This is a genomic window from Pseudomonas sp. PDM22, from assembly GCF_014851965.1.
Taxonomy (GTDB): domain Bacteria; phylum Pseudomonadota; class Gammaproteobacteria; order Pseudomonadales; family Pseudomonadaceae; genus Pseudomonas.
Window position 1 is genome coordinate 1 of sequence record NZ_JACVAR010000013.1, and the last position, 15,240, is coordinate 15,240.

12 protein-coding genes are annotated in these 15,240 nt (G+C 64.7%); 5 read left to right on the forward strand and 7 right to left on the reverse strand.

Annotated elements, in window-relative coordinates; translation table 11 throughout:
- Positions 1–233: 233 nt before the first annotated feature.
- Positions 234–1,142, reverse strand: coding sequence for a LysR family transcriptional regulator (locus IB255_RS29975; protein WP_192211254.1), 909 nt, complete (start codon positions 1,140–1,142; stop codon positions 234–236).
- Between the two features lie 145 nt (positions 1,143–1,287).
- Here IB255_RS29975 and IB255_RS29980 point away from each other — a divergent pair, with 145 nt between their 5' ends.
- The gene (locus tag IB255_RS29980) at positions 1,288–2,463 is read left to right on the forward strand and encodes an MFS transporter (RefSeq protein WP_192211255.1); all 1,176 of its coding nucleotides are present in this window, start codon (positions 1,288–1,290) and stop codon (positions 2,461–2,463) included.
- Between the two features lie 178 nt (positions 2,464–2,641).
- Positions 2,642–3,640 (forward strand): NAD(P)H-dependent flavin oxidoreductase, encoded by a 999-nt coding sequence (locus tag IB255_RS29985; RefSeq protein WP_192211256.1) that lies wholly within the window; start codon positions 2,642–2,644, stop codon positions 3,638–3,640.
- 118 nt (positions 3,641–3,758) lie between these two features.
- Here the strand turns inward: IB255_RS29985 and IB255_RS29990 are convergent, their stop codons facing one another.
- The 6 genes from IB255_RS29990 to IB255_RS30015 all read right to left on the reverse strand — a co-directional run bounded on the left by IB255_RS29990 (position 3,759) and on the right by IB255_RS30015 (position 11,570).
- Positions 3,759–4,424, reverse strand: coding sequence for a hypothetical protein (locus IB255_RS29990; RefSeq protein ID WP_192211257.1), 666 nt, complete (start codon positions 4,422–4,424; stop codon positions 3,759–3,761).
- 166 nt (positions 4,425–4,590) lie between these two features.
- A complete protein-coding gene (locus tag IB255_RS29995) occupies positions 4,591–4,977 on the reverse strand; it encodes a GFA family protein (protein WP_192211258.1) in 387 nt (128 codons plus the stop codon).
- A 105-nt stretch (positions 4,978–5,082) separates the two neighbouring features.
- Positions 5,083–5,772 (reverse strand): GNAT family N-acetyltransferase, encoded by a 690-nt coding sequence (locus tag IB255_RS30000; protein WP_192211259.1) that lies wholly within the window; start codon positions 5,770–5,772, stop codon positions 5,083–5,085.
- Between the two features lie 77 nt (positions 5,773–5,849).
- A complete protein-coding gene (locus IB255_RS30005) occupies positions 5,850–7,229 on the reverse strand; it encodes an efflux transporter outer membrane subunit (RefSeq protein ID WP_192211260.1) in 1,380 nt (459 codons plus the stop codon).
- Positions 7,229–10,363 carry an efflux RND transporter permease subunit gene (locus IB255_RS30010; RefSeq protein WP_192211261.1) on the reverse strand — a complete coding sequence of 1,045 codons (3,135 nt, stop codon included), beginning with the start codon at positions 10,361–10,363 and terminating at the stop codon, positions 7,229–7,231. Before IB255_RS30010 ends, IB255_RS30005 begins: the two co-directional genes overlap by 1 nt.
- Positions 10,364–10,373: 10 nt before the next feature.
- Positions 10,374–11,570: an efflux RND transporter periplasmic adaptor subunit gene (locus tag IB255_RS30015; RefSeq protein WP_192211262.1), complete on the reverse strand. Its 1,197-nt coding sequence runs from the start codon at positions 11,568–11,570 to the stop codon at positions 10,374–10,376.
- 154 nt (positions 11,571–11,724) lie between these two features.
- Between IB255_RS30015 and IB255_RS30020 the strand changes: the two genes are divergently transcribed.
- The 3 genes from IB255_RS30020 to IB255_RS30030 all read left to right on the forward strand — a co-directional run bounded on the left by IB255_RS30020 (position 11,725) and on the right by IB255_RS30030 (position 15,122).
- A complete protein-coding gene (locus IB255_RS30020; protein ID WP_192211263.1) occupies positions 11,725–13,119 on the forward strand; it encodes an ATP-binding protein in 1,395 nt (464 codons plus the stop codon).
- Complete coding sequence (locus IB255_RS30025; RefSeq protein WP_081518435.1) at positions 13,116–13,784, forward strand: response regulator; 669 nt, start codon at positions 13,116–13,118, stop codon at positions 13,782–13,784. Before IB255_RS30020 ends, IB255_RS30025 begins: the two co-directional genes overlap by 4 nt.
- Positions 13,785–14,027: 243 nt before the next feature.
- A complete protein-coding gene (locus tag IB255_RS30030; RefSeq protein ID WP_081518434.1) occupies positions 14,028–15,122 on the forward strand; it encodes an NAD(P)-dependent alcohol dehydrogenase in 1,095 nt (364 codons plus the stop codon).
- The last annotated feature ends 118 nt before the right edge of the window (positions 15,123–15,240 follow it).

Sequence of the window (15,240 nt, forward strand, 5' to 3'; positions counted from 1 at the left end):
TAGCCCCAGAAGACTCTGGCAGCGGCTAACAGCCTGTGGTCGATATCGTCGCATGCACCTTCGGGGCTCAATTCCAAATGCACCTCTGGTGTAAGCCCTTTGCTGTTTTCACACAGCCTGGACCCATAGCGGACGCACGCAGGCGGCTCGCCCAAGGCTGCGTCGGTATATGCCCGCTTCTGGCGGGAAACGGACGTCCGCAATGTGACCTGCTGTAGCCAGAGTTCACCTGCTCAGCCCAACTGCCCTAGTCTCCCTAATTCCACCAGCGTCTCGACAACGCACTTGACCTTCGGCCGCAAATGGGCCGCCCTTGGCCAGACCGCATGGACGTCGATCAGATCCTGGGTGAATTCATCCAGTACTGTCACCAGACGCCCTTCGGCGATGTGTTCTCGTACCAGTGACTCCGGAATCTGGCACAGCCCCAGACCGGCAAGCGTTGCGTCGACAATCGCATCTCCGTCACCGAGCTGGTGCGTCGCCGGAGGGCTGAATCGTTGTGCCGCCCCCTCGATTGAAACCCGCCAGGATAAGGGCTGGTCGCGCCGATACCCTACGATACCCTGATGAAGCTCGAGGTCATCGAGAGTGACCGGGGTGCCGCGCTTATCGAGGTACTTCGGCGCGCCGCAGATCACCCAACGCTGACTGGTCAAGCGGCGTGCGATCAATTCAGTCGAGTCCTTCGGCTCCCCGAAACGGATCGCCAGGTCAACGCCTTCCTCGATCGGATCAATGAGGTGATCGGCAAATGTCATCGTGAAATGCAGATCGGGATACCGACACCCGATCTCCAGCAGAATCGGCATCATGACCTTGCGTCCGAAGACCACCGGCATGTCGATGCGCAGGCGACCGGATGGACTCATGGCACGGGCCCCCAGGCTGTTCTCGGCGGCGCCTATTTCCTCCAGGGCAGCGGAGCAGGCCGCGAAGTAAGCCTGACCGTCGGCAGACAATGTCACTCGCCGCGTCGTACGGAGAAACAGCTTTACCCCCAACCGCTCTTCCAGGCGGGCAATCGACTTGCCGACCGCAGATTTGGACACGCCCAACTGCGCAGCGGCGTCCGTGAAGCTGTGTGCGCGAGCCGCCACCACGAAGGTGGTGATTCCGCTCAACGATTCGATGGGGAGCATGGGAAGTCTCTGTAGACCTGAAGTCTACATAGTGACAATAAGTAGCGCGTTTATCGAGCTGAAAGTCATCCATAGAATCTCGAGCACGCGCTGGCCGGCTCTCCATCACCTGGTCGGCTCTCACTCGTTTATGGAGACACTATCAATGCCCCTCGCTATCTGGGCCCTCGCGATCGGAACGTTCGGGATCGGCACCACCGAGTTCGTCATCGCCGGGTTGTTGCCGGAAATGGCGGCCGAATATGGCATCACCATCCCACAAGCCGGGTACCTGGCGACCTCCTATGCACTGGGCGTCTTTCTCGGCGCACCGTTGTTGATCATTCTGGGCGGACAGCTGCCGCGTAAACGGATGCTCGCGATCCTGATGGTTCTCTTCGTCCTGGGAAATCTCATGACGGCCGCCGCGACGAGTTTCCCAATGGCACTGCTCGGCCGAGTGATTACCTCGCTGACCCACGGGGCCTTCATTGGCATAGGTTCGATCCTCGCCGCTGAACTGGTAGCTCCCAACAAACGGGTCAGCGCGATTGCCTTCATGTTTTCGGGTATGGCGCTGGCCACCCTGCTCGGTGTGCCTGCCGGCACCTGGTTGAGCCAGTTCATTTCCTGGCGGGCGACGTTCTACGCTATCACCGCTATCGGCATCATCGGCTTGCTAGCGGTGGTCTACATGATTCCCGATGTCGGCGGGAGCAAAGGTGCAAACGTTCGTCAGGAGCTGGCAGCGTTCAAGAACTCCAGGGTACTGCTGGCAATGGGTATCACCGTTCTCGGCCCAGCTTCGTTCTTCACCTCAATCACCTACATTGCGCCCATGATGACGGAAGTCGCCGGCTTCTCTGAGTCCGCAGTTGTATGGCTGATGATGGCCTTCGGCATCGGTCTGTTTGCCGGGAATTCTCTCGGCGGGCGCTTTGCCGATCGCTCACTGATGCCGCTGCTCTACATCACACTGCTCGCTCAGGCGATCGTCCTGTTCGTATTCGCTTTTACCGCTCACAGCCAGTGGATGTCCGTTTTGTGCATTGCGCTGATGGCGGGCTTTGGCTTCGCCACCGTGTCGCCGATTCAGAAGCTGGTTCTGGATAAGGCAGCGGCTGCGGGAGCTCCCACCCTTGCCGCCGCCGTGAACATCGGCCTCTTCAACCTGGGCAATGCCATCGGCGCCTGGGTAGGGGGCAGGGTGATTAGCGCGGGTTTCGGCCTGGTTGCCCCGAATTGGGCCGGCGGACTGTTGTCCCTCGGCGCTCTGGCACTGGCCCTGGTATCTGGCGTACTCGACAGGCGCGAAGCCATGGGCCTTCCGCAGCAGGCTTGATCGAGGATTGGCGAGGGCCTTCGACAGAGGGGGAGTGCCCTTTACTGCTGAACAAGTGTTCAGCTATAAGGGTATTTCTGAGCTCATGGCGCGCCGAGCGTCGGCGGAACACCACAGCTTTCTTCCCCAAGGGCGGTTAACTCCGCCTTTCCCAGCTCTTCGCTGAACCGGAGTGCCCATGCGTAACCAGCTCTTCAGAACTCGCATTACCGAGATGCTCGGGATCCCTCATCCCATTCTTTGTGGCGGTATGGGGCCTGGGGTGTCAGACGCCAACTATGTCGCGTCGGTGGTCAACGCAGGCGGGATGGGATTTGTGGTTGCTGCCGGCTTCCCCGATCTGGAGGAATTCCGCGAACAGCTTCGTCGGTGTCGCAGCCTCACCTCGGGCAAAGGGTTCGGGGTGAATCTCTACCTTTCTGGCCAGGCCGGCGCAACCGAGCGCTTGCGTCAGCAGATGAGGATTCTTGCCGAGGAAGAAGTCCTCTGTGTCGAGACATCGGGTGGTAGCCCGGAAGCTGTTCTACCGGCGCTGCAGGAAGCGGGCATCAAGGTTCTGCACAAGGTTCCGGCGGTTCGCTACGCGCGCTCAGCCGCGCGTCTTGGCGTGGATGCGGTGATCGTCGTTGGCAACGACTGCGGCGGCCATCCAGGAACCTACGGCATCAGCAGCATGGTTCAAGCCGCCCATGCACCGAAAGAGGTTTCCATCCCGGTGGTTATCGGTGGAGGGATCGGCACCGGAAGCCAACTGGCGGCGACGCTGTTGATGGGAGCCGAGGCCGTCCTGATGGGGTCGCGGATGCTGGTAGCCGAGGAGCTGTGGATTCACCGCCAGTACAAGGAGCGACTGGTGCAAAGCGATGGCACAGAAAGCATCATCGTGAAGACCGGCCTGCGGCAACATCACCGAGTCCTCAACAATGACAGCGCCAAGGCTGTTGCAGCATTGGACGCAGCGGGAGCGAGCGATTTCGAAAGCTATCGCCCTCACGTCATGGGAGCGCTGACCACTCAAGCCTACAAGACCGGGGATAGCCGCCAAGGCATGCTCGATTACGGCCCGTCGATCGTATTTGCCGACGCTGTGCAAAGCGTGGAAGCCATTTTTGACTCGGTGCTCGATGATGCGCGCCATGCGATGCGGCGCCTTGAAGGTCTGCGTTGCAATGGGTGAGCGAACACATCTCCAATCTGGGGTTTCAAGCTGCCAAGGAGTGGCGGGAGAATCCGACCCATAGCGGACACTGGCAGCTCAGACCGGAAGCCCCATTTTTGGGATTGGCCCGAAGCGGTCAGTGCTTCTGCTCTACAAAATGGTTTGACTGCCACGCAAATCGGCGCTGGACCGAACGTGTATCTCCGTCCGGACAACTCTGTTCAGTGAGTTTGAACTCGAGCGTTGTCTTGGAAGTACCTTCGTTCTCCACGTTGACGGAGTCGATGTTAGCTGCCACACCGTTAAGCACACGTTCACCACACATGCCGACCCCTGGGTCTTGCTTCACGTAGAACAATTCTTCCAGCTCAAACGCTTTCCCTTCCTTTTTGGGCTTGAGGTAGAGCACTTCGTAGATGGCGTCCCAATCTCCTCCATGCAGGCTATCGGTCCGAAGGAGTGCAAAATGTTTCTTGTTAGGGCCGTCAAACTCAAGCGGAACTGAAAGATTTTCCCTGCGATACCGATCTGCGAAGGCGTATGTACCATTGCTGGCGTTGAAATAGTACAAGCCCTGCAAGACCCGGCCGGTGTCGATTAGCGTGACCAGAAACTCTCTATCGTTGAGACGGAAGCAGAGCGTGGGTTGGCGCTCGTCCGAATGGGGGAGGTAGAAGTCATTCAATTTGCGGAAGGGGGGCGTGGTCAGGGCCGTTTCGCACGGTTGAAACCAGGAGCCGGCATTAGCGGTACTTGAAAGCAGCAGCATTGATACGACTACTGCGCGAGTAAATCCCTTCATGGTCGTTATCCTTTCTGACCTAAAGTCCCAAGAAGCAGAACATCGACTTCCGCACAGCAAGACGCGTAGCAAGAGATCATAGCCGTGAAAAGGGGGAATCAGTTCCATCTCCGAGCGTCCGCTTCTGGCCGTTATCTGCCTGCTGAACCGGCTATGTATTGTCAGATCAGGACTCTGGAAAGCGCAGCCATGAAGCTCGGTTACTGACATGGACATGCTTCTGTCTGGCCGGTTCGAAGGTGCTGTCCAGCGTGCCAAGGGCTATGGAAATCCAATCGGAAAACTCCCCTTGGCTCGTTGACCAGAACAGCGAAGAACCACAGTTGGAGCAGAACTGACGCAGCGTACCGACCGACGACGAATAGGATCGGATGCCCTCCGCACCAGCCAGAATTCGCAGATCCCCGCGCGGCACGCTGCCGTAGCTGGCAAAGGCCGCTCCGTGGCTTTTTCGGCATTGGCTGCAATGGCAATGGCTGACAGCCTTGGGTGCCGTGGTCGCTGCATACCTGACCGAGCCGCACAGGCAGCTCCCCTGGAAAGTTTCATCCATGTTGTTCGTCGTTCCTTGATGAAGGCGGCAGCTGGACTGCGCCCTGGGTGCAACAGATGGAATGCCGGTCTGTCGAGGGGCGGCCATACGGGCAGCAGAGGGCACTCAGTGGAGGGTGGGGAAGCGCACCTTCACCAGCTCCTGCGCCTGCCAGGTCATCTGGTCGAGCAGGCGGTCGCGTTTCTTCTCGGCCTCGCGCATCGCCTTGCTGCCGTTCTGCTTTACCAGGTAGGTGTGGATCTGCCGCACTTCCTTGGACTGGTAGATCGGCGCCAGGTCCTGCACGGCGACCATGCCGTCGGAGCGGTGGGCGCGGGTGTTCATCAGCACATGCGGCCCCTGAGCGGCGAGGACCTGGAAGCCCATCGCCTCGAAGACCGGCACCTTGCCCGCCGCGCAGGCCAGTTCGGCGTGGGGGCGGTGTGCGGTCATCTTCTGCAGCATGGCGCGGGCCATGCCCCGGCGGCGGTGGCTGGCCTGGACGGCGAGGTAGGCCAGGGTGCAGGCCCCGGCGTCGTCCTGGCTCGGCAGGTAGAGGGCGAAGCCGAGCACCTGCGACGGGTCTTCGTCGTCGAGGGCGAGGATCAGGCGTGCGGGACTTTCCGGGGAACCGTCCATGGCCTGCAGGTACAGGTGTACCTCGAAGCCGATCACATACTGGTACAGCTGGAACAGCGGGTTGCTCGGCGTCAGCGGCACCGGACTGATGTCGCTGAAATAGTCCACCACCATCTGCAGCACCTGGCTCTTCAGGGATTCGGGAGGAGAGGTGTCGAGGATGGCGAGGGTGAACATCTGCAGCGGGCTCCGGGAAATCGGTGTGGGCGCCATTGTAACCTCCGCAGGCGCCGACCGATTCATCCGCCCGGCATTCAGCCCTGCCAGCCGCCACCGAGGGTCTTGTACAGGGTCACCCGGTTGACCTGCTCGGACAGCTCCAGGGTGATCTGCGTCTGCTGCGCCGAGTACAGCGAGCGTTGTGCATCGAGCACCTCGAGGAAGCTCTGCGAGCCCTGCTTGTACAGCGCCAGCGACAGGTCGTAGCTCTTCCTGGTGGCCTGGGTCAGGCTGCGCTGGGCGTTGAGGCGTTCGCTGATGTGGCCGCGTACCGAGAGGGCGTCGGCGACTTCGCTGAAGGCGGTCTGCAGGGTCTTCTCGTACTTGGCAACGTCGATGTCGCGGGTGATCTTTGCCGCGTCGAGGCTGGCGCGGTTGCTGCCGGCGTTGAAGATCGGCAGGTTGATCGACGGGGCGAAGCTCCAGGCGCGGCTGCCGGACTTGAACAGCCCTGACAGCTCGCTGCTGGCACTGCCGCCGCTGGCGGTCAGGGTCACGCTGGGGAAGAACGCCGCACGCGCGGCGCCGATGTCGGCGTTGGCGGCCTTGAGCGTGTGCTCGGCGGCCAGTACGTCGGGGCGGCGTTGCAGCAATGTCGAGGGCAGGCCGGCGGGAACATTGACCAGCAGCGCGGCGTCGAGTTTCGCATCGCCCGGCAGCAGGCTGTCGTCGAGGCGCTCGCCCACCAGCAGCTCCAGTGCGTTGCGGTCCTGCTCGACCTGGCTCGCGTAGTTGGCCGCGTCGGCGCGCGCCGACTCCACGGTGCTCAGCGACTGCGCCAGGCTCAGTCCGGACTGGCCGCCCAGGCCGTGGCTCTGCTGTGTCAGCTCGTAGGTCTTCTGCTGGCTGGCGTAGGTTTCTTTCGCCAGGCTCAGCAGTTGCTGGTCGGCGGCCAGGGTCATCCAGGCGCTGGCGACTTCGGCCACCAGGCTGATCTGCGTGCTGCGCCGGGTCTGCTCCAGGGACAGGTAGTCCTCCAGCGCGGCGTCCTTCAGGTTGCCCAGGCGACCGAACAGGTCCAGCTCGTAGCTGCTCACGCCGAGGCCGACGCTGTACTGACTGCTGACCGCGTTGCTGCCATCGGACACCGAGCGCTGGCGGGTGCCGTCGGCGGTGGCGGAGACCGCCGGGAACAGCGCCGAACGCTGGATGCGGTACTGCGCCTGCTGGTACTCGACGTTCAGCGCTGCGACGCGCAGGTCGCGGTTGTTGGCCAGGGCGCGGGCGACGGTGTCGCGCAGGCGGGCATCGACGAACAGCTCGCGCCAGGCGATATCGGCGCTGGCCTGGCCGGCCGGGGTAGCGGTGGACCACTGGCTGGCCACCGGGGCGTTCGGGCGTTGATAGTCGGGCGCGAGGTTCACGCAGCCGCCGAGCAACATCGCCAGGACCAGGGGAATCGGGGAAAGACGCATCAGGCTTCTCCTGCAGCGGTGACGTCGCGGGTGGCATTGCGGCGCGAGGCCACGCGCTGCACCAGCACATAGAACAGGGGGATGAAGAACAGGCCGAGCAGGGTGGCGGCGAGCATCCCGCCGAGCACGCCGGTGCCGATGGCCTGGCGTCCGCCGGCACCGGCACCGCTGGAGAGAGCCAGCGGCAACACGCCGAGGATGAAGGCCAGGGAGGTCATCAGCACCGGGCGCAGGCGCACCCGCACCGCCTCCAGTGTGGCCGCCAGCAGGTCCTGGCCGCGCTCGTGGTTCTCCTTGGCGAACTCGACGATGAGGATGGCGTTCTTCGCCGCCAGGCCCACGGTGGTCAGCAGGCCGACCTGGAAGTAGACATCGTTGGACAGCCCGCGCAAGCCGGTCAGCAGCAGCGCGCCGAGGATGCCCAGCGGCACCACCAGCATCACCGCGAAGGGTACCGACCAGCTCTCGTACAGCGCGGCCAGGCAGAGGAACACGAAGAGGATGGAGATGGCGTAGAGCAGCGGCGCCTGGTTGCCGGCGAGGCGTTCCTGGTAGGACTGGCCGGTCCAGGCGTAGCCGATGCCTTCGGGCAGCTGGGTCATGATCTGCTCCACCGCCGCCATGGCGTCGCCGGAGCTGACGCCGGCTGCCGGTTCGCCCACCAGCTCGTAGGAGCCGAAGCCGTTGTAGCGCTCCAGCAGCGGCGAGGCGGTGCTCCAGCGGGTGCTGGTGAAGGCCGACAGCGGCACCATGGCACTGCTGGAGTTGCGCACGTACCAGTCGCCGATGTCCTCGGCCTGCATGCGCTTGTCGGCATCGCCCTGGAGGTAGACCTTCTTCACCCGGCCGGCGTCGAGGAAGTCGTTGACGTAGCTGCCGCCCATGACTGCGCTCAGGGTGTCGTTGATGTCACCGGAGGCCACGCCCATGGCGCCGGCCTTGCGGTCGTCGATGTCGACGTTGAGCTGCGGGGTGTCCTCCAGGCCCTGGGCGCGCACGTTGGCCAGGCGCGGGTCCTTGGCCGCCAGTTGCAGGAAGGTATCTCGGGCCTTGAGCAGCTCGGCGTGGCCGAGGCCGGCGAGGTCCTGCAGCTGGATGTCGAAGCCGGAGCTTTCGCCCAGGCCCTGGATCGCCGGCGGCGAGATGACGAAGACGTTGGCGTCGAGGATCTTCGACAGCGCCATGTTGGCTCGACGGGCCACGGCAGCGGCGCTGTGTTCGTCGCCCTGGCGCTCGCTCCAGTCCTTGAGCTTGATGAAGCCGCGCCCGGAGTTCTGCGCGTTGCCGCCGTTGCCCAGGCCGCGCACGGTGAGCACCGAGGCGACTTCCGGCTGCTGCAGCATGTACTGCTGCACCTCGCGGGTGACGTCCTGCAGGCGCTCGTCGGTGCCGCCCACCGGCAGGGTCATCATCATCATGAGCATGCCCTGGTCCTCGTCGGGGAGGAACGCGGTGGGCAGCTTGTGGAACATCACACCCACGCCGCCCAGCACCAGCGCATAGATCACCAGCGCACGCAGCGGCCGCGCCAGCACGGCGCCGACGCCGCGCTGGTAGTCACGCGAGCCGCGCTCGAAGGTGCGGTTGAACCAGCCGAAGAAGCCACGGCGTGGTTCGCCGTGCTTCGCATCGGGCTTGAGCAGGGTGGCGCACAGCGCCGGGGTGAGGGTCATGGCGACCAGCACCGAGAGCGCCATGGCGGCTACCATGGTCACCGAGAACTGCCGGTAGATCACGCCGGTGGAGCCGCCGAAAAAGGCCATCGGCACGAACACCGCCGAGAGCACCACGGCGATGCCGATCAGCGCGCCGCTGATCTCGCCCATGGACTGGCGAGTCGCTTCGCGGGGCGACAGACCTTTCTCGGCGATGATCCGCTCGACGTTCTCCACCACCACGATGGCGTCGTCCACCAGCAAGCCGATGGCCAGGACCATGCCGAACATGGTCAGTGTGTTGATCGAGTAGCCCATCAGTGCGAGCACGCCGAAGGTGCCCAGCAGCACCACCGGCACGGCGATGGCCGGGATCAGGGTGGCGCGGATGTTCTGCAGGAACAGGTACATGATGAGCACGACGAGGGCGATGGCCTCGAACAGCGTCTTGACCACTTCCTCGATGGAAATCTTCACGAAGGGCGCGGTGTTGTAAGCCACTTCGCTGCGCAGTTGCAGCTTGCTGGGGAAGAATTTCGCAAGCTCCTCGAGCTTGGCCTGCACGGCTTCGGAGACGTCCAGCGCGTTGGCGCCGGTGGCCAGGCTCACTGCCAGGCCGCCTGAGGGCCGGCCGTTGTGTTCGGCGACCACGTCGTAGCTTTCGCTGCCTAGCTCCACGCGCGCCACGTCCGCCAGGGTCACCACCGCGCCATTGCTGGAGTACTTGAGCACCAGGTCGCGGAACTGCGCGGCGGTCTGCAGTTTGCTGCGCGCGCTGATGGTCGCGTTGAGCTGCTGGCCGGGGCGGGCGGGCAGGGCGCCGAGCTGGCCGGCGGAGGTGTCGACGTTCTGCGCGGTGAGCGCGCTGCTGACGTCCGAGGGCATCAGCGAGTACTGCTTGAGCTTGTCCGGGTCGAGCCAGATGCGCATGGCGTAGCTGGAGCCCAGGGTGGTGACTTCACCCACGCCGTTGACCCGGCTGATCTGGTCGTACAGCGTGCTGGAGATGAAGTCGCTGATGTCGGTGGCGCTGACCTCGGGGTTGTCCGAGACCAGCGAGACGATGATCAGGAAGTCGCTGGCCGAGTTGCGGATCTCGATGCCCTGTTGCTGCACGGTTTCCGGCAGGCGCGCCTTGGCCTGCTCCAGCTTGGTCTGCACCAGCATCTGCGCGGTGTTGACGTCGGTGCCGGCCTCGAAGGTCAGGGTGATGGTGGCGCTGCCCGCCGAGCTGCTGCTGGATGACATATAGGTCAGGCCGTTGAGCCCGGTCATCTGCTGCTCGATGACCTGGGTCACCGAGTCTTCCATGGTCTTGGCCGAGGCGCCGGTGTAGGTGGCGTTGAGGCTGATCTGCGGCGGCGCGATGTTGGGGTACTGCGCCAGCGGCAGCTGGTAGATGGCGAGGATACCGCCGAGCATCACCAGGATGGCGATGACCCAGGCGAAGATCGGCCGGTCGATGAAGAAGCGTGCCATGGCTTGGGCCTCAGTCGGTGCTGTCGTTGCGGGCGGTCAGGCTGGTGTCGCCGGCCTTGCCGTTCTTCCAGTCAATGGCCTGCACCGGCTGGCCGACGCGGACCTTCTGCAGACCCTGGACGATCAGCTGGTCGCCATCCTCCAGGCCCTTGCTCACCCACCAGCGGTTGCCCACGGCACGGTCCAGGGTCAGCTCGCGCTGCTCCACCTTGCCGTCCACCACGACCAGCGCGGTAGCGCCGCCGCGTTCGTCACGACTGACGCCCTGCTGCGGCACCAGGATAGCGTCCGGTTGCACGCCCTCCTGCAACGTCGCCTTGATGTACATGCCCGGAAGCAGCAGGCCGTCGGGGTTGGGCACCAGGGCGCGCAGGGTCACGCTGCCGGTGCTCTCATCCACGCTCACGCCGTTGAAGGTGAGGGTGCCGTCGTGGGCATAGGTGCTGCCGTCCTCCAGCTGCAGGCTGATGCGCGCGGCGTCTTTCTCCTCGGCGCGCGTAAGCTTGCCTTCGGCCAGCTCGCGCTTGAGGCGCAGCAGGGTGGTGCTGGGCTGGGTGAAGTCGACGTAGATCGGGTCGAGCTGCTGCACGGTGGTCAGCGCGGTGGTCTGCTCGGCGGTGACCAGCGCACCGGCGGTGACCGACGAGGTGGACGTGCGACCGGCGATGGGCGCATTGATCTTCGTGTAGCCGAGGTTGATCCGCGCGGTGCGCAGCGCGGCTTGCGCCGATTGCAGGCTGGCGCGGGCTTCGAGCAGCGAGGCCTGGGCGCTTTCGTTGTCCTCGGCGCTGATGGCGTCGATCTTCACCAGCTGCGCGTCGCGCTTGGCTTTCAGCTCGGCCGCCTTGAGCGTGGCGCGTGCCGAAGTGACGCTGGCCTCGGCCTGGGCGAGGGCGGCCTCGTAGGTCTGCGGGTCGATCTGGTAGAGCGCCTGGCCGGCCTTCACCGTCGCGCCTTCCTCGAACAGGCGCTTGAGCAGGATGCCGCCCACCTGCGGGCGAATCTCGGCGACCAGGTGCGCGCTGGCGCGGCCGGGCAGGGTGGTGCTCAGGGCCTGGGGCGCGCTGGCGACGTGGTACACCGCGACTTCCTGCACGGGCAGGGTGGGGGCGGCGCTCTCATCGCGGCAACCGCCGAGGACGAACAGGCCGGTGCCCAGCAACAGGGCACGCGACAAGGGGGAAAACGAGGGGAAGAAGGAGGACATCCGTGGGACTCCGGACCGGAATGATTTTCACGATCCAGGCTGCTCGGCAAATGTGCAGCCATTGTGCAGAAAAGTGGGAGATTGCCCGTGCTGCCTTGCCCCATGCGGGGTGCCGCGCTTCAATGACGGCAGTTTCGATTGCCCCGGCGGTGCCATGAAAGTCAGTCTTTCCAGCAAGTTCTTCCTGGCCATGCTCGCGGTGTGCGCCTTCGCCGTGCTGGGCATGGTGTTCGCCGCCTACCTGAGCCTGAAGTACGGTTTCCTCGGCTACCTCAACCAGCAGGCCGAGGAACGCATGGAGCGTATCGTCCCGCGCATCGAGCAGGCCTACGCGCAGAACGGCAGCTGGGACTTCATCCGCCGCGACCAGGACCAGTGGTTCGAACTGCTGCGCCCGGACGACATCAAGGACGACAAGACCTTCGACCCCAGCCTGCTGACCGTCTCCGACCTCACCGGTGCCTTCGTCCGCTTCGCCCTGCTGGACGAGCAGCGCAAACCGATCATCGGCTACCGCGCCGCCGCCGGCGACATGCTGCTGCGGCCGATCAACTTTGAAGGGCGCGTGGTCGGCTGGATGGCCCTGGCACCGCTGCAATCGGTGACCAGCGTCGGTGACCGGCGCTTCCAGCTCAACCAGCTGCGCTCCAGCCTGCTGGTCGGCCTGGCCTGCCTGCTGGGCACCGCGATCATCGCCTGGTGGCTGAGCCGCGCGCTGCTGCGGCCGATCCGCGAGGTAGCGCGCGCCACGCACCAACTGGCCGCCGGCGACTATGCGATCCAGGTGCCGGTGCGTTCGCAGGACGAAGCCGGGCAACTGGCCGGCGACTTCAACCGCATGGCCACGACCCTGGCCGGCAACGAGCGCATGCGCCGCGATTTCATGGCCGACATCTCCCACGAACTGCGCACGCCGCTGGCGGTGATGCGCGCCGAACTGGAGGCGATGGAGGACGGCATCCGCCCGCTGGACGCCACCGCGTTGCGCTCGCTGCAGGGCGAGGTGGGCGCGCTGACCAAGCTGGTGGATGACCTGTTCGACCTGTCCCTGGCCGAGGTCGGCGGGCCGACCTACCGCCGCGAGCGCATCGACCTGCGCGTGCTGCTGCCGGTGGTGGCCGAGGCCTTCCAGGCGAGCTTCGCCGAGCGCGGCCTGACGTTGCGCGTGGAACTGCCGGAGCAGCCGTTGTGGGTGCTGGGCGACGAATCGCGCCTTGGTCAGCTGCTGCACAACCTGCTGGAAAACAGCCGCCGCTACACTGACAGCGGCGGCCAGACGGTGCTGCGCGCGGTGCACGACGGCGAGCGGGTGCTGGTGCAGTGCGAGGACAGCGCGCCAGGTGTGGACGCGGCTTCGCTGGAGCGCCTGTTCGAGCGCTTCTACCGTGCCGAACGGTCGCGCAACCGCGCCAGCGGTGGCACCGGGCTCGGGCTGGCGATCTGCCGGGGCATCGCCGAGGTGCATGGCGGCAAACTGAGCGCCAGGGCCTCGGCGCTGGGCGGTTTGCTGCTGACACTGGAACTCCCGGTCGCCGGAGGTGAAGCGTGAGCCAGGGACAGATCCTGCTGGTGGAAGACGAACCCAAGCTGGCCGCGCTGGTGGGCGACTACCTGCGTGCCGCGAGCTTCGAGGTGGAACATATCGCCGACGGCCAGGAGGTGGTCCCGGCGGTCCGTGGCAAGCACTACGACCTGATGCTGCTCGACCTGATGCTGCCGGGCCGCGACGGCCTCGACATCTGCCGCGAGCTGCGCGGCTTCAGTCGCCTGCCGATCATCATGATGACCGCCCGTGTCGACGAGATCGACCGTCTGCTCGGCCTGGAGCTGGGCGCCGACGACTACATCTGCAAACCCTTCTCGCCGCGCGAGCTGGTGGCGCGGGTCAAGGCCGTGCTGCGGCGTACCGGCACCCAGGCGTCGAGCTTCGGGCTGGAGCTGGATGCGCGCACCTTCCACGCGCGCTACCAGGGCATCGCGCTGGACCTCACGCCGGTGGAGTTTCGCATGCTTGCCGCGCTGGCGGCGCGGCCGGGGCAGGTGCTGTCGCGCGACCAGCTGATGAACCACATCTACCAGGACCACCGGGTGGTCGCCGACCGCACCGTGGACAGCCACGTGAAGAACCTGCGGCGCAAGCTGACCGCCATCACCCCGGCGGTCGATCCGATCCGCTCGGTGTACGGCGTCGGCTACAGCCTGGAGTGCGAGTAGACCGGCGGGCAGATCGCGACTTGTTTTCCGGCCATCCGGGTCAATGCTCCATCGGGTCGCCAGCGGCCAATCGCCTGGCGGCAGGCAGGCCGATGGGCGAGCTTCCCTGCGCTTGATATGCATCAACCGGACTTCGCCCCGGCCGAGCACACTGGTCGGGTCGGCCGGTTGCCGCGATCCAGCGGTCCGCGCCGTCTCCGGCCATGTGCACCCATGGCGCATTCCGAGCAAGGAGAAAGAGCGATGGCAATGATGAAAGCGGCGATCTTCGTGGAACCCGGGCGAATCGAACTGGCGGACAAGCCCATCCCGGAAATCGGCCCCAACGACGCGCTGATCCGCATCACCACGACCACCATCTGCGGCACCGACGTGCACATCCTCAAAGGTGAATACCCGGTGGCGAAGGGGCTGACCGTCGGCCACGAACCGGTGGGGATCATCGAGAAGCTCGGCAGTGCCGTCAAAGGCTACCGCGAAGGCCAGCGGGTCATCGCCGGGGCGATCTGCCCGAACTTCAACTCCTATGCCGCACAGGACGGCGTGCCCTCGCAGGACGGCAGCTACCTGATCGAGAGCGGCCGCTGCGCCTGCCACGGCTACAAGGCCACCGCCGGCTGGCGCTTCGGCAACCTGATCGATGGTACCCAGGCCGAGTACGTGCTGGTGCCGGATGCCGAAGGCAACCTCGCGCCGATCCCGGACAGCCTCACCGACGAACAGGTACTGATGTGCCCCGACATCATGTCGACCGGCTTCAAGGGGGCCGAGAACGCCAACATCCGCATCGGTGACACCGTGGTCATCTTCGCCCAGGGGCCGATCGGCCTGTGCGCGACGGCTGGCGCACGCCTGCTGGGGGCCTCGACCATCATCGCGGTGGATGGCAACGCACACCGGCTGGATATCTCCCGCAACATGGGCGCCGACGTCACCCTGGACTTCACGCAGTGCGACGTAGTGGAAGAGGTGATGAAGCTCACCGGCGGCCGCGGCGCGGATTCATCCATCGAGTGCCTGGGCCTGCCGAGTACCTTCGAACAGGCGATGAAAGTGCTCAAGCCGGGCGGGACCCTGTCGAGCCTGGGCGTTTATTCCAAGGACGTGCAGATTCCGCTGTCCGCCTTCGCCGCCGGCCTGGGCGACCACCGCATCAACACCGCGCTGTGTCCCGGCGGCAAGGAGCGCATGCGCCGGCTGATGAGCATCATCGAGTCGAACCGCGCCGACTTCGGCTCGCTGGTGACGCACCACTACGCGCTCGACAACATCGTCGAGGCCTACGACCTGTTCGCCCACCAGCGCGACGGCGTGCTGAAGATCGCCATCAAGCCCTGAAGGGGACACGGGGATGAACTTCTGCACGCAGAGGTCATCCCCTCGGCGTTCAGCCCGAATTGCGCAGGGCAGGGCAAATCCAGTATTGTTGAGAACGATTATCATGTTTAACAAAACT

Bases quoted from the DNA above. Each gene is read 5' to 3' on its own strand.
- IB255_RS29975 (WP_192211254.1), bottom strand. From the start codon at position 1,142: ATGCTCCCCATCGAATCGTTGAGCGGAATCACCACCTTCGTGGTGGCG.
- IB255_RS29980 (WP_192211255.1), top strand. From the start codon at position 1,288: ATGCCCCTCGCTATCTGGGCCCTCGCGATCGGAACGTTCGGGATCGGC.
- IB255_RS29985 (WP_192211256.1), top strand. From the start codon at position 2,642: ATGCGTAACCAGCTCTTCAGAACTCGCATTACCGAGATGCTCGGGATC.
- IB255_RS29990 (WP_192211257.1), bottom strand. From the start codon at position 4,424: ATGAAGGGATTTACTCGCGCAGTAGTCGTATCAATGCTGCTGCTTTCA.
- IB255_RS29995 (WP_192211258.1), bottom strand. From the start codon at position 4,977: ATGGATGAAACTTTCCAGGGGAGCTGCCTGTGCGGCTCGGTCAGGTAT.
- IB255_RS30000 (WP_192211259.1), bottom strand. From the start codon at position 5,772: ATGTTCACCCTCGCCATCCTCGACACCTCTCCTCCCGAATCCCTGAAG.
- IB255_RS30005 (WP_192211260.1), bottom strand. From the start codon at position 7,229: ATGCGTCTTTCCCCGATTCCCCTGGTCCTGGCGATGTTGCTCGGCGGC.
- IB255_RS30010 (WP_192211261.1), bottom strand. From the start codon at position 10,363: ATGGCACGCTTCTTCATCGACCGGCCGATCTTCGCCTGGGTCATCGCC.
- IB255_RS30015 (WP_192211262.1), bottom strand. From the start codon at position 11,570: ATGTCCTCCTTCTTCCCCTCGTTTTCCCCCTTGTCGCGTGCCCTGTTG.
- IB255_RS30020 (WP_192211263.1), top strand. From the start codon at position 11,725: ATGAAAGTCAGTCTTTCCAGCAAGTTCTTCCTGGCCATGCTCGCGGTG.
- IB255_RS30030 (WP_081518434.1), top strand. From the start codon at position 14,028: ATGGCAATGATGAAAGCGGCGATCTTCGTGGAACCCGGGCGAATCGAA.